Raw genomic sequence first — 21,102 nt, 5'->3', positions numbered from 1 at the left:
CTGGTTAGTAGAAGCGTGAACGACATGGGGAACCTCGGAAGCACTCCGGACACGACGCCCTCTCCCGTGGACGTGGTGGTCGTCGGAGCCGGACAGGCCGGCTTGTCCGCCGCCTATCACCTGCGGCGTACGGGACTCGTCCCGGATCGCGGTTTCGTGGTTCTCGATCGCTCGCCGCGGCCTGGTGGGGCCTGGCAGTTCCGCTGGCCCACTCTGACCTACGGCAAGGTCCACGGCATGCACGCGCTTCCCGGCATGGAGCTGACCGGCGCCGCCTCGGACCGCCCCTCCTCGGAGGTGATCGGGGAGTACTTCGCTGCTTACGAGCGCGCCTTCGCACTGGGGGTGCGGCGACCTGTCGCCGTGGAGGCAGTGCGGGACGGCGAGGAGGGACGGCTCCTGATCGAGACCTCAGCGGGTCGCTGGGCGAGCCGTGCGCTGATCAATGCCACGGGCACATGGGACCGGCCCTTCTGGCCGCGGTACCCCGGGCAGGACTCCTTCCAGGGCCGCCAACTGCACACGGCGCAGTACCGCGGGCCGGCCGAGTTCACGGGACTGCGCATCCTCGTGGTGGGGGGCGGGGCTTCGGGAACTCAACACCTGATGGAGTTGGCTCCGTACGCTGCCGCGACGCACTGGGTGACGCGGCGGCCTCCGGTGTTCGTGGAGGAACCGTTCGATGCGGAGGCGGGGCGGTCCGCGGTGGCATTGGTGGAGGAGCGGGTGCGTGCCGGCTTGCCGCCCCGGAGCGTCGTGTCGGTGACCGGCCTCCCCCTCACCGATGCCGTGAAGGCCGCACGTGCCAGCGGGGTCCTGGACCGGTTGCCGATGTTCGATCGGATCACACCACGGGGAGTTGTCTGGCAGGACGGCCGAAAAGTGGAGGTCGATGTCATCCTCTGGGCCACCGGCTTCCGTGCGGTGATCGACCACCTGGCGCCGTTGAAGCTCAGGCACCCGGGTGGCGGCATTCGTATGGTGGGGACCCGGACTGCGGCGGATCCGAGGGTCCACCTGGTGGGGTACGGGCCGTCAGCGAGCACCATCGGAGCCAACCGGGCGGGGCGGGCGGCCGTGCGCGACATCCACCGATTGCTGTCGGGGGAACTGACGAGCGTGTAGTCACGAGGTCGATCGGCACCTCAGGGTGAAGCCGAGGCAGCAGACCGTTGGCGATTCTCCTTCAACTCGGCCACATTGCGCTGGTGTTCCTGGTACTCCGCGGTGAAGCGGGTGTCGCCGCTCTTCACCGTGACGAAGTACAGCCAGTCCCCCGGGGTCGGCGCGATCGCCGCACGCATCGCCTCCTTGCTGGGACTGGAGATGGGAGTGGGTGGCAGTCCGGGGCGCGCATAGGTGTTGTAGGGGTTGTCGAGCGGCGCGTTGTGGTTCTCCGTCTGTCCGGTGTTCCGGCCGCGGACGTAGTCGATCGTGGAGTCCAGTTGGAGGGGCATTTCCTGCTGCATGCGGTTGTGGATGACTCTGGCCACCTTTCCCATGTCCGCCGTTCCACCGGATTCGGCTTGCACGATGCTCGCAATGGTGACCGTGCGATAACCGTTCTGCTGCGCCGAGTTGGCGCCTGCGGCGAGAGGAACGGCGCGCAGCTCCTTGTTGGCCGCGTCCACCATCTGGCTCAGGAGCGAGCGTGGAGTGGAATCCTCCGTGGTCTGGTAGGTCGCGGGGAAGAGGTAGCCTTCGGGGTTCCCCTTCGCCTCGGCGGGGAGCGGCAGCTTCATGGCGGGCAGCTCCTTCTTCGTGGTGCCGTTCCGAAGGGCCAGAACCTTGTCGACGGCGGTGTACACCTGTTCCGCGCGCCAGCCCACCGGGATGGTCAGAGAGGTGGGCTCCTCGACTTGCTCTCCCGAGAGAACCACGGGAAGGGCGACCACCGAACCGATCACCGCCGCGGTGGTGGCCACCAGAGCAATCCGGCCCCGGCGGGTCAGGCGGATGGAGCGACGTTGCGGGGTCTTGGTCTGCATGGCGGCACGCTAACCCGGCAAAGCCGCTGAATCCCGTAGGTATTCACCCTGTCGTCTCCAGTTCGGCATCCCGTTGCACCAGGGCGGCGTAACGTCCGCCCAAGGCCAGCAGTTCCTCATGCGTGCCGCGCTCGACGATCCTTCCGGCTTCCAGGAGCACGATGTGGTCGGCGTTTCGAACGGTGGACAGCCGGTGCGCAATGGTGATGGTGGTGCGACCCTCGGACAGGGCGTCGAGCGCTTCTTGCACCGCCGCCTCCGTCCGGGTGTCGAGTGCGCTGGTCGCCTCGTCCAGCAGGAGGATCGGTGGGTCCCGGAGGATGGTGCGGGCGATGGCGAGGCGTTGCTTCTCCCCTCCGGAGAATCGGTGGCCCCGCTCACCGACCACCGTGTCGTAGCCATCGGGAAGCGCAGCTATGTGGTCGTGTATCTGGGCGGTACGGGCGGCTGCCGTGATGTCCTCATCGGTGGCCTCGGGGCGGGCGAAGCGCAGGTTCTCTGCGACGGTCGCGTGGAACAGATAGGTCTCTTGGGCCACCACGCCAACGGCATCCGCAAGGGTGTCGAAGTCCAAGTCGCGTACGTCGATCCCGTCGACGGTCACGCGACCCGCCGTGACGTCGTACAGGCGCGGGACGAGGTGACCCAGGGTCGACTTCCCCGAGCCGGTTGCTCCCACGACGGCGAGGCTGCCGCCCGCGGGGAGCATGATGTCGATTCCTCGCAGGGCGTATGCGCCCTGGCTGTCGTACCGGAACTCGACCTCCTCGAAGGCGATGTCACCCTTGATCCCTCCTGGACGAACGGGATTCACCGGTTCGGCGATGTCGACGGGTAGATCCAGGTACTCGAATATGCGCTGGAACAGAGCGAGTGAGGCCTGGACGTCCACGCCGGTGGACAACAGGCCGACCGCGGGCCTGAAGAGCCCCTGCTGGAGCGAGACGAAGGCGACGAGGGTGCCGAGGGAAACGGCTGGCCCACCGAACGCGAAGGCCATGCCTGCCGACCAGTAGAGGACCGCGGGCATGGCGGACATGACGATGGAGATGACGGCCATCCGCCACCGTCCGGCCGTGCTGGAGCGCACTTCGAGGTCGATCAGCCGCTCGGACTCCACGGCGAAGGCACGGGTCAGGGACTCGGATCGCCCGAGGGTGCGCCCCAGGAGGATGCCACTGACGGACAACGACTCCGTCACCGTGGCCGCCATGGCAGCCATCTGCTTCTGGCGCTGCGCGGTGATCCGTTTGCGCTCTCGCCCCACACGACGACTGAGCCAGACGAACACCGGCAGCAGGAGCACGGACACCGCGGTGAGCCGCCAGTCCAGCACCAGCATCGCCACCAGCGTGGCCACGACCGAGGTGAAGTGGGAGACCAGCGAGGTCACGGTGGACGTGACCGTCGCCTGCATCCCGCCGATGTCATGGGCGATGCGGGACTGCACCTCACCGGTCCTCGTACGGGTGAAGAACGCCAGGGACATGCGCTGGAGGCGGGCGTACACGGCCGTCCGCAGATCGTGCATGACGCGCTGGCCGACGGTGGTGGATATCTGGGTTTGCCACACGCCCAACACGCTCGTCGCCACGGAACCGACGATCATGCCCAGCGCCAACAGCCCCAGGAGTCCGGTACGGCCCTCCGGGATCGCGGTGTCGATGACCGCCTTGAGGAGGAAGGGGGTGAACACCGAGATCAGGGAAGCGCCGCAGACCAGCAGGGCAACGAGTGCGAGCCTGCCTCGGTACGGACGGAACAGTTGCATGATGCGGAGCAGTTGCCCAGATCTCCATGGCGGAGAGGGCGACGTTTCCACCTCCGGTGACAGGGACGTCGAAGGCATCGATCCGGCGCGCATGGAACTCCTACGGACTCACGAGCGAGCGGAGGCGCGGCACCGTCCCCCGTATGCCGCGCCCTTGGCGCGGACAGGTGGGGCGACCCGACTCCACGAGGAGCATAGCTCATAGTTACCTATATTCACTATAACCTCCGCCCGCTAGGATTCGGCCATGAGCACCCCGGACCCGGACGGCGTCCTCGCCGAGCAGTTGCTGCGGTTCACCCGTCGCGTGCACCGCATTCAGAAGCGTCATCTGGAGGCACGGGGGCTCGGCGTCACCCCTGCCCAGTCCCGTCTCCTCAGGACCCTCGCGCTCTACGACTCACCGCCCCGCATGACGGACCTCGCGGAACGTCTGGAGGTGGTGCCGCGGGCCGTCACCACCCTGGTCGACGGCCTCGAAGCCGCCGATCGGGTGCGGCGAGCACCCGATCCGACGAATCGACGGGTCATCCGGATCGAACTCACCGACGCCGGACGCCGGACCCTGGAGGTCCTGCGCTCCGTGCGGCGGGCCGCAGCCGAGGACATCCTCGCCCCGCTCGACGGCGACCAGCGCGAGACCCTCGGGCTGCTGCTGGCCACCCTGATCGACGGTCCCGTTCTCCCGCCCGGACAGGGCACCCCCGCCCCGGACCGCCGGGCCTGACGGAGCCGGGGCGGAGACGGCCGGGCAGCCGGTGACGAACGGCAGCCGGGCGCCGCGGCACGAAGCGCACCCCAGGACGAGGAGGAGCCATGCCCCTGCTGGAACCGGACCCGGGCGCCCTGCAGCCCGCTTCCCGCCCGGACGAGCCCGCTCCCGATCGGGTCGGCGTCGACCGGGCGGGGGGCACACCGGAGCCGTTGCGCAGTGAACTCGTCTCCCTCCTCGGTGCGGACAAGGTGCTCACCGGGGTCTCCGACCTGGTCGCCTACGCCTCCGACGCGAGTCCGTACCGCTTCCTCCCGCAGGCCGTCGTGGTGGCGGAGGACCTCGACGACGTCTCCGCGGTCCTCTCCTACGCGCGGGGCAAGGGGCGGGAAGTGGTCTTCCGTGCCGCGGGCACCTCGCTCAACGGGCAGGCGCAGGGCGAGGACATCCTGGTGGACGTGCGCAGGCACTGGGCGGGCGTCGAGGTCCTCGACGGCGGCGTCCGGGCCCGCATCGGCCCCGGCACCACGGTCGTCCGCGCCAATGCCGCACTCGCGCGGTACGGACGGGTCCTCGGGCCTGATCCCGCGAGTGCCGTCGCCTGCACCATCGGGGGCGTGGTCGCCAACAACGCCTCCGGGATGACCGCCGGCACCGCCCGCAACTCCTACCGGACGGTCGCCTCCCTTACCTTCGTCCTCCCGTCCGGCACGGTCGTGGACACCGGCGATCCCGAGGCGGACGCCCACCTGGCCCGGGCGGAACCCGAGCTGTGCAGAGGGCTGCGGGAACTCAAGGCGGAGATCGAGGCGGACCCGGAGCTGGTCGCCCGCATCCGGGCGAAGTACGAGATCAAGAACACCAACGGCTACCGTCTCGACGCCTTCCTCGACGGTTCCACTCCGGTGGAGATCATGCGGGGTCTGATGGTGGGCTCCGAGGGCACCTTCGGGTTCATCTCCGAGGTCGTCTTCGACACCCTGCCGCTGGACCGGTACGTGACGGCCGCGCTGCTGTTCTTCCCCTCCCTGCCGGCAGCCGCGGCTGCCGTGCCCGCGTTCAACGAGGCGGGGGCCGTGGCCGTCGAGCTGATGGACGGCAACACGCTCCGGGCGTCCGTCAGGGTTGCCGGGGTGCCCGCCGACTGGGCCGGGTTGCCCGAGGGGACCACCGCGTTGCTGGTCGAGTTCCGGGCCCCCGACGCCGCCGCCCGACGCGTGCACGAGGCCGCGGCCCGACGGGTGACGGAGGCGCTCGACCTGGTCGCGCCGGTCGCCTCGATCACCAACGCGTTCACCCGCGATCCGGGAACCGTCTCCGGCTACTGGAAGGCCCGCAAGGCGTTCGTCACCGCGGTCGGCGGTTCGCGCCCCTCCGGGACCACCTTGATCACCGAGGACTTCGCGGTGCCTCCGGCCCGCCTGGCCGAGGCGTGCGAGGCATTGCTGGAGCTCCAGCACCGGCACGGCTTCGACGCAGCGGTCGCAGGGCACGCCGCCCACGGCAACCTGCACTTCCTCCTCGCGTTCGACGCCGGCGACCCGGCCGACGTGGACCGCTACGCCGCCTTCATGGACGACTTCTGTCGGCTCACCGTGGAACGCTTCGACGGCTCCCTCAAGGCCGAGCACGCCACCGGCCGCAACATCGCCCCCTTCCTCGAACGGGAGTGGGGCCCCCGGGCGACCGCGTTGATGTGGCGGCTCAAACGGCTGATCGACCCCACGGGAGTGCTGGCGCCGCGGATCGTGCTGGACCGCGACCCGAGAGCCCACCTCCGCGGCCTCAAGACCATCCCCGAGGTGGAAGCCGTCGCCGACCCCTGCATCGAGTGCGGCTTCTGCGAGCCCACCTGCCCCAGCCAGGACCTCACCACCACGCCCCGCCAACGGATCGTGCTGCGCCGCGAGATGATGCGCCAGCCCGCGGGTTCACCGGTCGAGCAGGGGCTGTTGCGCGCCTACGGCTACGCCGCCGTCGACACCTGCGCGGGCGATTCCACCTGCACGTTGGCCTGCCCGGTCGGGATCGACACGGGCGCGTTGATGAGGGACTTCCGGCACCAGCGGCATTCGGCGCGGGAGGAGCGGGTGGCCGCGTTCGCAGCACGACGCTTCGCGGCGGTGGAGGCGTCCACACGGCTGGCCGTCTCGGCCGCCCACCGCATCAGTGATCGTCTGCTCCTCGCGGTGACGCGGGCCGCGCGCAGCGCGGTCCGTCCCGACCTCGTTCCGGAGTGGCTGCCCTCCGTCCCCGGGGCCGCCCCGCGCAGGTTGCCGCGCACCCCGCGGGCCGGTGCGGTCGCCGTCTACTACCCGGCCTGCGTCAACCGCATCTTCGGCAACTCCCCGGGGCAGCAGGGGCCCTCCCTCCCCCGAGCCCTGGTGGAGGTCTCCGCCCGGGCGGGCAGGCCGGTGTGGATCCCGCGCGACGTGTCGGGAACCTGCTGCGCCACCATCTGGCACTCCAAGGGGTACGCCGCCGGGAACGCACTGATGGCGAACCGCATCGTGGAAGCCGCCTGGGGATGGACCCGGGGTGGCCGCCTTCCGCTGGTGGTGGACGCCTCATCGTGCACGCTGGGCCTGGCTCACGAAGTGGTCCCGTACCTGACTCCCGAGAACGGGGCGCGGCACCGGGAACTCACCGTCGTCGACTCGATCGCGTGGGCGGCGGAGGAGCTGCTGCCGCGGCTCACCGTGCACCGCACCGTGGAGTCGGCGGTGCTCCACCCGACCTGCTCGATGCGCCACCTCGGGAACGAGGGACAGCTCCGCGCGGTGGCCGATGCCTGCGCCGACGAGGTCGAGGTACCGGATGACGCGGGGTGCTGTGCGTTCGCGGGCGACCGGGGGATGTTGCACCGGGAGTTGACGGAGTCGGCCACCCGACGCGAAGCCGCGGCGGTGGCGGCCCGTTCGTACGACGGACACTGGTCGGCGAACCGCATGTGCGAGGTGGGCATGCACCACGCGACGGGTCGGGCCTACTCCTCGGTCCTGTTGGGGCTGGAACGGGCCACGCGTCCCCCCGCCCGGTGAGTGCCACGCGATCGCCCGTCGAGGCGGCAGCGGGGGCCCGCCCCGGTTCCTGGAGCACTGGGAGTCACAGGACGTTCAGCGCGAAGGCCCCACCCACTCCGCCGCAGAGCATGAACGCGGGCATCAGCACCTTCAGTTCGACCCAACTCCCCGCGCGGAACCGCATGAACCTCGGCGGACCCAACGGGTACCAGCGCCGCCCTGCGATCGGGAGGGGCCACAGCACGGGGCAGCCGGAGACGGTCAGTGCGTCTCCGAGGTCGTGCACCAGGGCTCCGAGCACGATCGGCAGCCCGAGCCACAGGTACTCCTGGCCCGGGGCGGTGAACAGCCAGCCCGAGCCGTTGCCGGGCTGATCCAGCACGCCGGCGAGTATCCACGAGCCGGCCGCGGCCAACAACCAGACGAGGACGTCGCTGCCCTGCCCACGGGTGGCCCGCCACAGCAGGCCCTCGATCGCGAGGACCAGGTGCACGAACAGGATCGCGAGCACGGCCCACCGGTCGCCGGTGAACGCCAGCGCCGAGGCGCCGGCGCCCATCAGGACGGCCCAGAGCCAGGTGTGCGTCAGGGTGCGGTGGCCACCCGACCGGCGCGGGTCTCCGGGTTTCCTGGTGGCCTTGTACACGGAGTAGGAGAACTTGTCGACGATCTCGCACAGGGCGCGGGACACCGGTCCGAAGGCCCGGGATATCGTCGCGGCCTTGTGGTCCAGGTCGGGCGCGAGTGCGGCGCCCGCGCAGATCAGCGCGCCGGTGAGCAGGACCGGCCAGGGCATGCTGTGCCCCGCCGCTGCCGCCGCGGCCCCCACCCCCAACCATGCTGCCGCTCCTGAGAGGGAGTGCGCCGGTCCCATCATGGTTCCCCGCCCCTTTTCTGTTGCTGTTCGCGTACGGATCGTCCCCGGCCCGGTCCGGCTGCCCGGGCGCATCCCCTGCCCCGTGCCGTGCCGTGCCCGACACGGCCGCTGGACCTGCGGTGATGTCGTGCCGGCGGATCAGCGTAGCGTTCGCGATCTTCGAGGTGTCGACCGATTCCCCGATCGGAGCGGGAGCCAGGCAAGATAGGCGGGTGACCCTTATCGCTCAGCTGCCGCAGTCCGCCGACCCCGACGCCCTCTACGAAGCATTCGAGTCGTGGGCGAAGGCGCGCGGTCTCACGCTCTACCCCCATCAGGAGGAGGCCCTGATCGAGGCCGTCTCCGGGGCGAACGTGATCGTGTCGACGCCGACCGGCTCCGGCAAGAGCATGATCGCGGCGGGCGCGCACTTCGCGGCCCTGGCACGGAACGAGGTCACCTTCTACACGGCGCCGATCAAGGCCCTCGTCTCGGAGAAGTTCTTCGAGTTGTGCAAGCTGTTCGGCACCGAGAACGTCGGGATGCTCACCGGTGACGCCTCGGTCAACTCCGACGCACCGGTGATCTGCTGCACGGCCGAGGTGCTCGCGTCGATCGCGCTGCGGGACGGTAGGAACGCCGACGTCGGTCAAGTGGTCATGGACGAGTTCCACTTCTACGCGGAGGGGGACCGCGGCTGGGCCTGGCAGATCCCCCTGCTGGAACTCCCCCAGGCACAGTTCGTCCTCATGTCGGCGACGCTCGGCGACATGTCGATGTTCGAGGAGGACCTGACGCGGCGGACGGGGCGGGAGACCGCGGTCGTGCGGTCGGCGACGCGCCCCGTCCCGCTGTCGTACGAGTACCGGTTGACGCCGCTCACGGACACCCTGACGGAACTGCTGGAGACGAAGCAGGCACCGGTCTACATCGTGCACTTCACCCAGGCCCAGGCCGTGGAGCGGGCGCAGGCGTTGATGAGCATCAACATGTGTTCCCGTGAGGAGAAGGACCGCATCGCCGAGCTGATCGGAAACTTCCGCTTCACCACCAAGTTCGGTCGGAACCTCTCGCGATACGTGCGGCACGGCATCGGGGTGCACCACGCGGGCATGTTGCCGAAGTACCGTCGGCTCGTGGAGAAGCTGGCGCAGGCCGGTCTCCTGAAGGTGATCTGCGGCACGGACACCCTGGGCGTCGGGGTGAACGTGCCCATCCGCACCGTGCTCTTCACCGCTCTGACCAAGTACGACGGGAACCGGGTGCGCACGCTGCGCGCGCGGGAGTTCCACCAGATCGCCGGACGGGCGGGACGGGCGGGCTTCGACACCGCCGGCTTCGTGGTGGCCCAGGCTCCGGAGCACGTGATCGAGAACGAGAAGGCCCTGGCCAAGGCCGGGGACGACCCGAAGAAGCGCCGCAAGGTGGTGCGCAAGAAGGCCCCGGAGGGCTTCGTCGGCTGGACGGAGAGCACCTTCGAGAAGCTGATCGCCTCGCAGCCGGAGCCCTTGACGTCCCGGTTCCGGGTCACGCACACCATGCTCCTGTCGGTGATCGCCCGGCCCGGCAACGCCTTCGACGCCATGCGGCACCTGCTGGAGGACAACCACGAGCCGCGTCGGCAGCAGTTGCGACACATCCGCCGCGCCATTGCGATCTACCGGTCCCTCCTGGACGGCGGCATCGTGGAGAAACTGGACGAGCCGGACGCGGAGGGCCGGATCGTCCGGCTGACCGTGGATCTCCAGCAGGACTTCGCGCTGAACCAGCCCCTGTCGACCTTCGCGCTCGCCGCGTTCGAGTTGCTGGACCCGGAGTCCCCCTCGTACGGCCTGGACATGGTTTCGGTGGTGGAGTCCACCCTGGACGACCCGCGACAGATCCTCGCCGCCCAGCAGAACAAGGCACGGGGCGAAGCCGTGGCCGCGATGAAGGCCGACGGGGTGGAGTACGAGGAGCGGATGGAACGGCTCCAGGAGGTGTCGTACCCCAAGCCCTTGGACGAGTTGCTGTCCCACGCCTATGACACGTACCGCCGCAGTCACCCGTGGGTGGGCGATCACCCGCTGTCGCCCAAGTCGGTCATCCGCGACATGTACGAACGGGCGCTCACCTTCACGGAATTCGTGTCGTTCTACGAGTTGGCACGCACCGAGGGGATCGTGCTGCGGTACCTGGCGAGCGCCTACAAGGCGCTGGACCACACCGTGCCGGACGACCTCAAGTCGGAGGACCTGGAGGATCTGATCGCCTGGCTCGGCGAGCTGGTGCGTCAGGTGGACTCCAGCCTCCTCGACGAGTGGGAACAGCTCGCGAATCCGGCGGAGATGACGGCCGAGGAGGCCCAGGAACGCGCCGATCAGGTGAAGCCCGTGACGGCCAACGCCCGCGCCTTCCGGGTGCTGGTCCGCAACGCGATGTTCCGCCGGGTGGAGCTAGCGGCTCTCGACCACGTCGACGAGCTGGGCGCGTTGGACGGGGACGCCGGGTGGGACGCCGACGCCTGGGGCGAGGCGATGGACCGGTACTGGGACGAGTACGACGACCTGGGCACGGGCCCCGATGCGCGCGGTCCGAAGCTGTTGATGATCGAGGAGGATGCGGAGCACGCGCTGTGGCGGGTGCGGCAGACCTTCGCCGACCCCAACGGCGATCACGACTGGGGCATCAGTGCCGAGGTCGACCTCACGGCTTCCGATGCGGAGGGCCGGGCAGTGGTTCGGGTCACGGGGGTCGGGCAGTGGTGAGGGGGCGGGGCACACGGCGCGCGGCTCCCCGCCCGGGTGTCCCGGCGCCCGTGGGGCGACGGATCTCGTCGGCAGCCGGATCGGTCGACGAGCCGCTGCGGTCGCTGGTTCTCGGGCGTCGGTGACGACGCCGCCAGCGGGCCGTTCCACGATCCCGCACGGGTAAGGGCAGCCGGTCCAGGGCCGCCCGGCCCGGGGGGCGCCTCCCTTGCCCGGAGGTCCGTTCGACCGACGGCGATTCCTCCCGTCAACCGTCCACGATCGTGGTGCGCTCGGAGTACCGGGCGCCCACCCGGAGGTGCTCCCCCACCCGGTTCACCAGCAAGGTCATCTCATAGGCGACCTGACCGATGTCGACCTCGGCGGTGCTGAGAACACAGAGGCAACTCCCTTCGCCGGCAGCGGTCACCAACATGACGGCTCCGTCGAACTCGATCATCGTCTGCCGCACCTGCCCGGCTCCGAAGTGCCGTCCGGACCCCTTGGCCAGGCTGTGCAGTCCGGACGCCACGGCAGCGAGGTGCTCGGCGTCCTCACGGGCGAGCGCGGTGCTGGCGCCGGTGACGAGCCCGTCGTTGGAGAGGACCAGTACGTGCCGGACGTGTTCGACCCGATCGATCAGATCGTCCAGCAGCCAACTCAGTCCCGTCTTCTGCCCCATCGTCCCGCTCCCCGCTCCCCACGCTCTCGGCCTCATCGACTACCGGCCGGAGTCTCCGTTCCGCAAGCCTTCCCCACCCTCGGCCCCTCGGCAAGCAGGATGGGCACATGGCAGAGAAGATGACCGACGAGCGGTGGAGGGCCTTCGTTTCACAGGACACTCACCCCGGAATGCTTTCGACCGTTCGGGCCGAAGGAAGCCACGCACATCGGACCGATCTGGTTCGTCCTGGACGGTGACGAGTGGGTGTTCACCACGGCGAAGGAGACTGTCAAGGGGCGAAACTTGGCCACCGGGCCGCGCGTCGTGCGCCGCACGGACGACGACCGCCCCTCTCGCCTTCGTTCTGCCGCAGGGGACCGCGCACGCATCCGACGGGCTCGACGGCATCCCGTGGCGATCGGGCCGCATCGGCGGCCGGCAGGCGGGTGGCGCGGATGACCCGTCACCGCCCGATTTCCTTGCGGCGCACGCGTCGCAGCCTGCGCCGCTGGGCGGGGTCGAGGGCGAGGTAGGCCGCCGCGGGGACGCCGAGGACGATCAACAGAACGCTCCACAACGGCAACCAGGCGGAGAGGACGAGCCCCACCGCCACACAGCCCACGACGATCTTCGTCTGCTTCGACACCGGTGATCGACCTCCTCGGGGACCTGCACTGCTCCTGATGGAAAAACGACGGAACGGGGCCACGGGTTCCGATGGGCACCCCCGACCCACCCCTGAACCCACCCCGATCCACCACCCCCTCCGCATGAGGGAATCCCCGGAGGAGAGAGGCGGGCCCGCCCATGCGACCGGCGTGGAGTGACTGCCATCACCAAGATTCCACTCTTCCCTCACCATCACTCCATGTATCATTACCCGCCGCTAAGTAGTCAAGTTTGAGGAGTGTGGCCCGGTAGTGCCGCGTACGCCCGACGTTCCCCTCGATGCCGTGTCCGACCTCGCCCGTCTCACCGTCCTGTTCCTCCCTTCCGACCGTGCCGGAGCGGAGCGGATGGCCTTCTGGAGCTCCTGGGACGAGCTCCTGCCACCTGCCCTCGTCGGCGAGACCACGGACATCACCGTCGTCGTACCGGACGAAGAGACCGGTGTGACGACGATCAGCGTCCCGGCGCGCCTCCTGGAGATCCGCGCGGCGCTGGCGGTGCTCGCCCCGTCCCAGGGGCTCCCCCCGGCCGGCGCCACCGCGGCCTTCTGGCACAGCGCCTCCCTGCTGGCCCTCCACTTCGCGGCCCGCGGCCTCCTCCTTCCCGGTCTGGCCGCCGATGACCGCGCGGCCTGGCGCTTCGGGCCGCTCGGCGCCCATGACGCGGAGCTCGTGCGCGAACTGGCGGCCGCCATGCCGCCGGAGGCGCACGCCCTGCCACTGCCGCACGACGACGAGGCCGTTCGCCTTCCGGACCCCGAGCAGCACCTCTGGGCCTTCCTCCACGCCGTGGCGGATGCCCTGCCCCGCTCCCCCGCCGCGGCGCTCGTGACGGGGGCGGGACCGTTCGCCACCCGAGAGCGCTCACCGGTTCCGGAGTTGCGGACGTGGGCGGCACAGGTGGCCGCCGCCCACGACTCCGGGGTGCGGATCTCCCTCAGGGTGGAGGTGCCTGGGCTGTCCGACGACCGGCCCGACCACGACGACCTCCGCTTCCGGGTGGTGCTCCAGGTGCACCACCCGGCCGACCCGACCGTGGTCGTGGACGCGGCCGACGTCTGGACGGCGCCCGGCGGCACGACCGGACTCGCCCCGGGGGTCCGGTTGAACGTCCTGCTGGCGCTGCGGCGGGCCACCCAGGCGTGGGCGCCGCTCGCCCCGCTGCTGTCGGCGAGCGTGCCGAACGCGATCGAGTTGATGGACGAAGAGGTCACCGAACTGCTCGGTGGTGGGTCACGGGCGCTCGCCCTCGCGGGGGTGGACGTCCACTGGCCCGCGGAACTCGCGCACCGGCTGACCGCCCATGCGGTCATCGGTCCGCCCGACCACGGCACGGAGCCGACCGGACGCGCGCCGGACGGGACGCCCTCGTTCCTGTCGGCCGATGCGCTCCTCGCCTTCAACTGGCGTTTCGCGCTCGGGGAGCACAGCCTGAGCAGGGCGGAACTCGACCAACTGGCCGAAGCCAAGCGCCCGGTGGTCCGGCTGCGCGACCGTTGGGTCCTCGTCGATCCGACCGAGCTCGCTCGCGCTCGGGAACGGGAGGACCGCCGGGTGTCCCCCGTGGAGGCGCTCGGCGCCGTCCTCACCGGGCGGACCGAGGTCGACGGACAGCGGGTGGAGGTCAGACCGGCCGGCTGGCTCGCGTCGGTGCGGGAACGGCTGGCCGACCCGGAGGGGATGCCCCCGGTCGATCCGCCCGCGGCACTCGCGGCCACCCTGCGCGACTACCAGGCGCGGGGGCTCGCCTGGCTCGCGCGGATGACCTCGATGGGGCTGGGCGCCTGCCTCGCCGACGACATGGGCCTCGGCAAGACGATCACCGTCATCGCGCTGCACCTGCACCGCCAACGGGAACCGGCGACGGCCGGGCCGACCCTGGTCGTCTGCCCCACCTCGTTGTTGGGCAACTGGCAACGGGAGGTCGAGAAGTTCGCACCGGGCGCCGCCCTGCGTCGGTACCACGGTGCGGACCGTTCCCTCGACGACTTGGCCGACGGCGAGTTCGTGCTCACCACGTACGGGACCATGCGCGTGGACGCACCACGGCTCGGCGGCGTCGCATGGGGCCTCGTGGTCGCCGACGAGGCACAGCACGTGAAGAACCCCTACTCGGCGACGGCCAGGCAGGTGCGGACCATCGGGGCCGGCGCGCGCGTGGCCCTGACCGGCACCCCCGTCGAGAACAACCTCTCCGAGCTGTGGGCGATCCTCGACTGGACAACTCCCGGGCTGCTGGGACGGCTGGGCGAGTTCCGCGACCGCTACGCGCGCGCGGTGGAGTCGGGGAGCGACCCGGGGGCGGCCGAGCGGCTCTCGGCACTGGTGCGGCCCTTCCTGCTGCGCCGCCGCAAGTCCGACCCGGGCATCGCTCCGGAGCTGCCGCCCAAGACGGTGACGGACCGGGCGGTCTCCCTCACACCGGAACAGGCCGGGCTCTACGAGGCGGTGGTCCGCGAGGCCCTCACGGACATCGCGGACGCCGACGGGATGGCCCGGCGCGGAATGATCGTCAAGCTGCTGACCGGACTCAAGCAGATCTGCAACCACCCCGCGCAGTACCTGAAGGAGGACGAGCCCCGGCTCCTCGGACGGTCCGGAAAGCTGGAACTCCTCGACGAGTTGCTGACCCCGATGCTCGCGGAGCGGGCGGGGGTGCTGGTGTTCACCCAGTACGTCCAGATGGCACGGCTGCTGGAGCAGCACCTCGCCGAGCGCGGGGTCCCCTGCCAACTCCTGCACGGCGGAACACCGGTGGCGGAGCGCGAGAACATGGTGAACCGTTTCCAGAGCGGTGGGGTGCCGGTGTTCCTGTTGTCCTTGAAGGCTGCCGGCACCGGGCTCAACCTGACTCGCGCGGAACACGTGGTGCACTACGACCGCTGGTGGAACCCGGCCGTGGAGGCGCAGGCCACGGACCGTGCGTACCGCATCGGGCAGACCAGGCCCGTGCAGGTGCACCGGCTGATCGCCGAGGGCACGGTCGAGGACCGCATCGCACGGATGCTGGTGCGCAAGCACGAGTTGGCCGAGTCCGTCCTGAGGGGCGGCGAGTCGGGGCTGACCGAGTTGTCCGACGCCGAACTGAGCGAGTTGGTGTCGCTGCGGCAGGACTCGCGGTGAGCGGGCGCCGTGCCGCACGGCGGACCGACACCGACGAGAGCACGTGGACGAACGAGGAGCGCATGGACCACGAGGATTTCGCCACTCCCGAGCACGAGCGGACCTTCGCCCCGCAGCCTCCTGCACACGGTCGGGGCTTCGCGAGGACCTGGTGGGGACGGTCGTGGCTGAAGGCGCTGGAGGACACGGCTCTGGACGCGGCCCAGTTGAAGTCGGGGCGTGCCCTTGCGCGCTCCGGTGCGGTGGGGGCGGTCACGGTGCGCCCCGGGCGCATCACGGGTGTGGTGCGCGACCGTGACGGCACCGCGCACCGCGCGGACGTGCTGCTCCAGCAGTTCTCGGGGGACGAGTGGGACCGGTTCCTGGAGGTGACCGTGGATCGCGCGGGCCACCTCGCGGCGCTGCTCGACCACGACATGCCGCCGGACCTCGTGGAGGACGCCGCCGCGGCGGGCGTGGAGCTCCTGCCGGGCATCGGCGATCTGGAACCGGAGTGCGACTGCGGCGCGTGGGACCAGTGCGGCCACACGGCGGCCCTCTCCTACCAGGTGGGCCGCATCCTGGACCAGGACCCCTTCGCCCTGTTGCTCCTGCGGGGGAGGGGGGAGCGGGAGGTGCTGGCCGCGGTGCAGGACCGCACCGCGGCGCGAGCCGAACCCACCCCGGCGGGCGCCCTGCGGGAGGACGTCCGGCCGGGAGTGGACGCCGTCGAGGCGTTCGCCACGGGGTACCTTCTGCCGCCCCTGCCCGGATCGCCCCCGGTGCCGGAGCCACCGCGGGCGGCCCCCTCGTTGGGGGGCGGGACGTCGCCCTCGGCGGACCTGCTCCCGGACGCCCTGGAGTTCCTGGCGCTCCAGACGGCCCGGGAGGCCCGGCGGCTCCTCGTCGAGTCGCTCTCCTCCGGCCTCGGAGCACGGCTTCCCGTCACGGAGCCGCCCCTGGCGCAGGATGCCGTCCGGCTCGCCGCGGGCGATCCGGACGAGGACACGGTGTTGCGGTTGGCATCGGCTTCCGGTCGGACGCCGGACACGTTGGCGCTCGCGGTGCGCGCGTGGCGGTACGGGGGTGCCGGGGCGGTGTCCGCACTGGAACGCGCATGGACCCCGACGCACGAGGAGGAGGCCCGGGCACGGGCGGTGGTGGCCGCGGCGTGGGAGGCGGAGGAGGCCCCGCCCCTGCACGGCGAGGGGGGTGCGTGGACGACGCCGGACGGGCGCGCCCGGATCGGGGTCGACGGAAGCGGCCGGTGGTGGCCCTTCCGACGGGAGGACGGACGCTGGGCCCCCGCGGGGCCGGCGGCCGAGGATCCGGCAACCGCTCTGGCGGTGGCGCGGGGTGAGGATTGATCCCGCTCGACGGACACCGGCCATGAAGGGTGACGCTGTGGGGGGAACTGGGGGGGAGCACTGCCCCGTGGGCGACCCCGCCGGGCTCTCCCATATGGGGACAAGCAAGCGGAATTACTCGTTCGAGTGCCGGAGTTATCCACATTCGCCCCTGCATCCTCAGATGCCGTGATCAGCCTTCCGCTGCCCTCTTCGGGAACCGTACCTTTGTCGGAGCGGGGCCCGTTCGACGGTTCCGGCAGCGACGACGGCAAGGAGCAGTACTCCATGAGTGACCCCCGGATGATCACGGTCCGCCCGGAACCGGGCGACTACGCCTGGACCTTCGGCGGGGCCGCCCCCTACGCCCGCATCACTCCGGGCACGGTGCTCGACGTCTTCACCGAGGACTGCTTCGGCGGCCGGGTGCGGTCGGAGAAGGACCTCGTGTCCCAGGTCTGCGAGTTCCCCTACCTCAACCCGCAGACCGGCCCGTTCTACGTGGAGGGCGCGGAGCCCGGTGACACGGTGGCGGTGCACTTCGTCTCCATCGAACCGGCGCGGGACTGGGCCGCCTCCACGACCGTGCCGCTGTTCGGGGCGCTGACGTCGACCTCGACGACCGCCTCCCTCCAGGCTCCGCTTCCGGAAACCGTCTGGATCTGGCAGTTGGACCGGGCCCGGCGGACGGCGACGTTCCAGGCCAAGGAGAGCGACCTGCGGCTCGCTCTGCCCATGGACCCCATGCACGGCACCGTGGGCGTCGCACCCGCCCATCTGGAGGTGCGGTCCGCCCTGGCTCCCGATGCCCACGGCGGGAACATGGACACACCGGAGATGAGGGCGGGCGTCACCTGCTACCTGGGGGTGAACGTGGAGGGCGCGCTGCTCAGCCTGGGCGACGGCCACGCCCGCCAGGGCGAGGGGGAGACCTGCGGGGTCGCGGTCGAATGCGCCATGAACACCGTGATCATCGTAGAACTGCTGAAGGGGGTGTCCACTCCCTGGCCGCGTCTCGAATCCGACACCCACCTGATCTCCACCGGTTCGGCGCGCCCGCTGGAGGACGCCTTCCGCATCTCCCAACTCGACCTGGTGCAGTGGCTGGTGCGGGACTACGGGTTCAGCGAGCTCGACGCCTACCAGTTCCTCACCCAGGCGGTCGAATCACCCGTGGCGAACGTCTGCGACACCAACTACACCTGCATCGCGAAGGTCCGCAAGGAGTGGCTCCCGGACCGGGAGACCCATCGCGGGCTCCACGCACGACTCCGGGACGTCGCCGCAACGCTCCCGAAGCCCGGGGTGCCCTCGATCTGAGCGGCCGGCCCGTGCGGTCGACCGGGGGCGGCGGCCGTGCGCGGCCTCGCCCGGCGCGGCTCCAGCCAGGCGAGCGTACGGCGCGCCGTCACCGGTGGGACCCGTTGACGGTGCACCGTGACGGGGCGCGGGCCGCCGACGCCCCTCCGGACCCCGTGCCCCAGCACGCACTGCGGGAGGTTCCCGTTCGGATCCGTCCCGTACTGCACTCCCGTGCCCACCACGACCGAGAGTCAGGAGAGTTCATGCCCCGATCCCAGGGGGAGCCGAGCCGGCGCCGTCTGTTGTCCTGCGCCGCCCTCGCCTCGCTCCCCACGCTCGCGCTCCCCGCATCGCACGCGCAGGCGGCCCACTGGAGCCCCGTCGACTACCCGCTGGCGGAGCCCGCGCCCGCGAGCACGTCCAACTACACCGCATCGCGCCGCCCGGCCAGCTACGCCATCGACCGCGTCGTCATCCACGTGACCCAGGAGACGTGGCCGGACACCCTGGCCATCTTCCAGAACCCGTCGCGGAAGGTGTCGGCCCACTACGTGGTGCGTTCCCTCGACGGACACATCGCCCAGTGCGTCCGGGAACGCGACATCGGCTGGCACGCCGGCAACTGGAACTACAACACCCGCAGCATCGGCATCGAGCACGAGGGGTGGGTCGACCGGCCGGAGTACTTCACCGACGCCCTCTACGAGAGTTCGGCCGCGCTGACCGCGGTCCTCTGCGAGAAGTACGGGATCCCCGTCGATCGGAAGCACATCATCGGACACCACGAGGTCCCGGGCGCCGATCACACCGATCCCGGTGACTTCTGGGACTGGTCGCGGTACCTGCGTCTGGTCCAGCGGGCCTGAGCCGCCGCACCCGGTCACCCTAGTAGTGGCGCCACTCGTGGCGGGTGTACTCCAGTACGGCCGGATCCATCAGGGTGCTGGCCCGTACGTCCTGGGGGCGGCGGTCAACGGGAAAGACGGTCGCCGCCCGGAGGACGGAGGGGTCCAGGAACCGTAGCGGCGGCGCGCCCGCGGCGAGGTGCGGAGTCGGTGCCGCAGCGGTGTCGCCCGGTGCGGCCAGGAAGAAGCCCCAGTTGCCGAAACTGGGGACATCGACCTGATAGGGCGTCACCGCGTACCCCGCCTCGGTGATCGTTTCGCCGATGGACCAGTACGTCTTGGGGGCGAAGAACGGGGAGCCGCCCTGTACCAGCACCTGGCTCTGCGGGGTCAGGACGCGCCCGAGCAGGTGGTAGAACTCGACGCTGTACAGCTTGGCGAGGGACGCGGTGTCCGGGTCCGGGAAGTCGATCAGCACGGCGTCGTAGCGACGGGTGGCGTCCCGGAGCCAGGTGAAGGCGTCCGCGTGCACCGCGGTGACCCGCGGATCGTCGAGCGCCCGCTCGTTGAGGTCGACCAGCGGGGGGAAGGAACGCGCCAGTCGGGTCATGGCGGGGTCGAGATCCACCAGGGTCACCTCGCGGACGTCCTCGTAGCGCAGCACCTCCCGGAGCGCGAGCGCGTCCCCGCCGCCCAGGATCAGTACCGACGAACGCTTCTTCGACAGCCCGGGATGCACCAGCGCCTCGTGGTACCGGTACTCGTCGACGGAGGAGAACTGGAGGTCGCCGTTGAGGAACAGGCGGGTGTCCGGAGCTCCGGTGAAGGCTCTGGACCGGGTGATGACGATGTCCTGGTAGGGGGTGGTCTCGGCGTGCACGATCGGGTCGCGGTAGAGCTGTTGCCGGGCGCCGACCTCGATGTCGTCGGCCAGGACGTAGACCGTGGCGAGCACGGCGAGGACGGCCGTCATCCCGGTCAGCAACCCGAGGCGGACCACCCGACGCATCTCGTGGCGGAAGATCCACAACACCACGACGACACCGGCGGTCGCATTGACCGCCCCCACCACCAGCGCGCCCTGGAGCTGGCCGAAGGCGGGCAGCAGCAGGAAGGGGAAGGCCAGACCGCCGACGAGGGCACCGATGTAGTCCACCGCGAACATGTCGGCGACGGCACTGCCCGCCTCCTGTCGTCTGATGCGCTGGAGGAGCGTCATCAGCAACGGGATCTCCGCGCCGATCAACAGCCCCACCACGAAGGACACGACCACCATGGCGGGCATGTAGATGCGGAGCCAGGCGAAGGAGACGTACAGGACGAGCACCGACAGACCGCCGACGAGCGCCAACGCGCCCTCCACGAGGGCGAATCCGCCGGCCGCGCGCTTCTGGAGGGGTTTGGCCGCCAGCGAGCCGATCCCCATGGCGAAGACCATCACGGACAGGACCACGGAGGTCTGCGTCACGGAGTTGCCGATGAGGTAGCTGCCGAGTGCGGTCAGAGCCAGTTCGTAGGTGAGCCCGCACGCGGCGCAGATGAACACCGCGAGCAGCAACAGGAACCGGGCCCCCCGCGACTGGGCGCCTCCCGTGGTGGGTGCGGTGTCGGCGGGGCGGGGGGTGGTGTCGACGGTCATGGGCGGGTCAGGAGACGGCGGCACCGACCATGAAGGCCGTACCGAGGTACATGGCGGCCTGGACCCAGGCCGCGGGGTGGGGACGGCCGTCGTTGTCCTCCAGCACCACGGCCCCCAGACGACCCGGCGTCAGCAGGCCGACCACCAAGGAGATGACCGTCATCACGACCACACCGGCCAGGCCGTACAGCAAGGTGCTGACCAGACCGTACTCAAGGCCCTGCTCGGATTCACTGGCGCGGATCGACTGCTCGATGACCAGGCCGATGGCGACCGTCTGCCCCGCGAGGAGAACGGCGGCACCACGATTGCGTTCCGTCCACACCACGTGGAAGAGCTTGCCGGGGGTGACGAGGTCGAGCGCGACGAAGCCCGCCGCCATCACGACGAAACCGACGAGTCCGTAAAGCAGGGCGGTGCCCGCCGACTCGAATATCTCTGTCACTGTGATGCCTTTCGA

Annotated in this window: 15 protein-coding genes; 8 read left to right on the top strand and 7 right to left on the bottom strand. The window is 70.4% G+C overall.

The genetic code is table 11. The features are described 5' to 3' along the window. Nucleotides 1-24 precede the first annotated feature (24 nt). Nucleotides 25-1,125, top strand: a complete 1,101-nt coding sequence (locus tag ACSMX9_RS29190; RefSeq protein WP_445398548.1) for an NAD(P)-binding domain-containing protein — start codon at nucleotides 25-27, stop codon at nucleotides 1,123-1,125. Nucleotides 1,126-1,145: 20 nt separating this feature from the next. Here ACSMX9_RS29190 and mltG read toward each other — a convergent pair whose 3' ends face one another. Then, nucleotides 1,146-1,988, bottom strand: a complete 843-nt coding sequence (mltG, locus tag ACSMX9_RS29185) for an endolytic transglycosylase MltG (RefSeq protein WP_445398546.1) — start codon at nucleotides 1,986-1,988, stop codon at nucleotides 1,146-1,148. Between the two features lie 43 nt (nucleotides 1,989-2,031). Continuing rightward, on the bottom strand, nucleotides 2,032-3,759 hold the full coding sequence (locus ACSMX9_RS29180; RefSeq protein ID WP_445398544.1) for an ABC transporter ATP-binding protein: 1,728 nt from the start codon (nucleotides 3,757-3,759) through the stop codon (nucleotides 2,032-2,034). 247 nt (nucleotides 3,760-4,006) lie between these two features. Here ACSMX9_RS29180 and ACSMX9_RS29175 point away from each other — a divergent pair, with 247 nt between their 5' ends. Further along, entirely contained in the window at nucleotides 4,007-4,486 is a 480-nt protein-coding gene (locus ACSMX9_RS29175; RefSeq protein ID WP_445398542.1) for a MarR family winged helix-turn-helix transcriptional regulator, read from the top strand. 89 nt (nucleotides 4,487-4,575) lie between these two features. Then, on the top strand, nucleotides 4,576-7,512 hold the full coding sequence (locus ACSMX9_RS29170) for an FAD-binding and (Fe-S)-binding domain-containing protein (RefSeq protein WP_445398540.1): 2,937 nt from the start codon (nucleotides 4,576-4,578) through the stop codon (nucleotides 7,510-7,512). A gap of 64 nt (nucleotides 7,513-7,576) precedes the next feature. Here the strand turns inward: ACSMX9_RS29170 and ACSMX9_RS29165 are convergent, their stop codons facing one another. After that, entirely contained in the window at nucleotides 7,577-8,371 is a 795-nt protein-coding gene (locus ACSMX9_RS29165; protein ID WP_445398538.1) for a metal-dependent hydrolase, read from the bottom strand. Between the two features lie 212 nt (nucleotides 8,372-8,583). Between ACSMX9_RS29165 and ACSMX9_RS29160 the strand changes: the two genes are divergently transcribed. Then, a complete protein-coding gene (locus ACSMX9_RS29160) occupies nucleotides 8,584-11,097 on the top strand; it encodes a DEAD/DEAH box helicase (protein WP_445398536.1) in 2,514 nt (837 codons plus the stop codon). 247 nt (nucleotides 11,098-11,344) lie between these two features. On the opposite strand, the gene ACSMX9_RS29155 is transcribed toward ACSMX9_RS29160, so the two are convergent. Continuing rightward, nucleotides 11,345-11,758 (bottom strand): roadblock/LC7 domain-containing protein, encoded by a 414-nt coding sequence (locus tag ACSMX9_RS29155; protein WP_351241936.1) that lies wholly within the window; start codon nucleotides 11,756-11,758, stop codon nucleotides 11,345-11,347. 445 nt (nucleotides 11,759-12,203) lie between these two features. After that, on the bottom strand, nucleotides 12,204-12,386 hold the full coding sequence (locus ACSMX9_RS29150) for a hypothetical protein (RefSeq protein WP_351241938.1): 183 nt from the start codon (nucleotides 12,384-12,386) through the stop codon (nucleotides 12,204-12,206). A 274-nt stretch (nucleotides 12,387-12,660) separates the two neighbouring features. Here ACSMX9_RS29150 and ACSMX9_RS29145 point away from each other — a divergent pair, with 274 nt between their 5' ends. From ACSMX9_RS29145 to ACSMX9_RS29130, 4 genes are all read left to right on the top strand, one after another. Next, entirely contained in the window at nucleotides 12,661-15,531 is a 2,871-nt protein-coding gene (locus tag ACSMX9_RS29145) for a DEAD/DEAH box helicase (protein ID WP_445398534.1), read from the top strand. Nucleotides 15,532-15,593: 62 nt separating this feature from the next. Next, nucleotides 15,594-16,877 carry an SWIM zinc finger family protein gene (locus ACSMX9_RS29140; protein ID WP_445398532.1) on the top strand — a complete coding sequence of 428 codons (1,284 nt, stop codon included), beginning with the start codon at nucleotides 15,594-15,596 and terminating at the stop codon, nucleotides 16,875-16,877. A gap of 267 nt (nucleotides 16,878-17,144) precedes the next feature. Then, nucleotides 17,145-18,176, top strand: a complete 1,032-nt coding sequence (locus ACSMX9_RS29135; protein WP_445398530.1) for an acetamidase/formamidase family protein — start codon at nucleotides 17,145-17,147, stop codon at nucleotides 18,174-18,176. A gap of 245 nt (nucleotides 18,177-18,421) precedes the next feature. Beyond that, nucleotides 18,422-19,024, top strand: a complete 603-nt coding sequence (locus ACSMX9_RS29130; protein WP_445398528.1) for an N-acetylmuramoyl-L-alanine amidase — start codon at nucleotides 18,422-18,424, stop codon at nucleotides 19,022-19,024. A 19-nt stretch (nucleotides 19,025-19,043) separates the two neighbouring features. Here the strand turns inward: ACSMX9_RS29130 and ACSMX9_RS29125 are convergent, their stop codons facing one another. Continuing rightward, nucleotides 19,044-20,642 carry a polyamine aminopropyltransferase gene (locus ACSMX9_RS29125; protein WP_445398526.1) on the bottom strand — a complete coding sequence of 533 codons (1,599 nt, stop codon included), beginning with the start codon at nucleotides 20,640-20,642 and terminating at the stop codon, nucleotides 19,044-19,046. 7 nt (nucleotides 20,643-20,649) lie between these two features. Next, nucleotides 20,650-21,087, bottom strand: coding sequence for a DUF350 domain-containing protein (locus tag ACSMX9_RS29120; protein WP_351241948.1), 438 nt, complete (start codon nucleotides 21,085-21,087; stop codon nucleotides 20,650-20,652). Nucleotides 21,088-21,102 lie beyond the last annotated feature (15 nt).

The sequence above is a fragment of the Streptomyces sp. LE64 genome, assembly GCF_052606915.1.
This window is presented reverse-complemented; position numbering and strand designations above follow the sequence as displayed.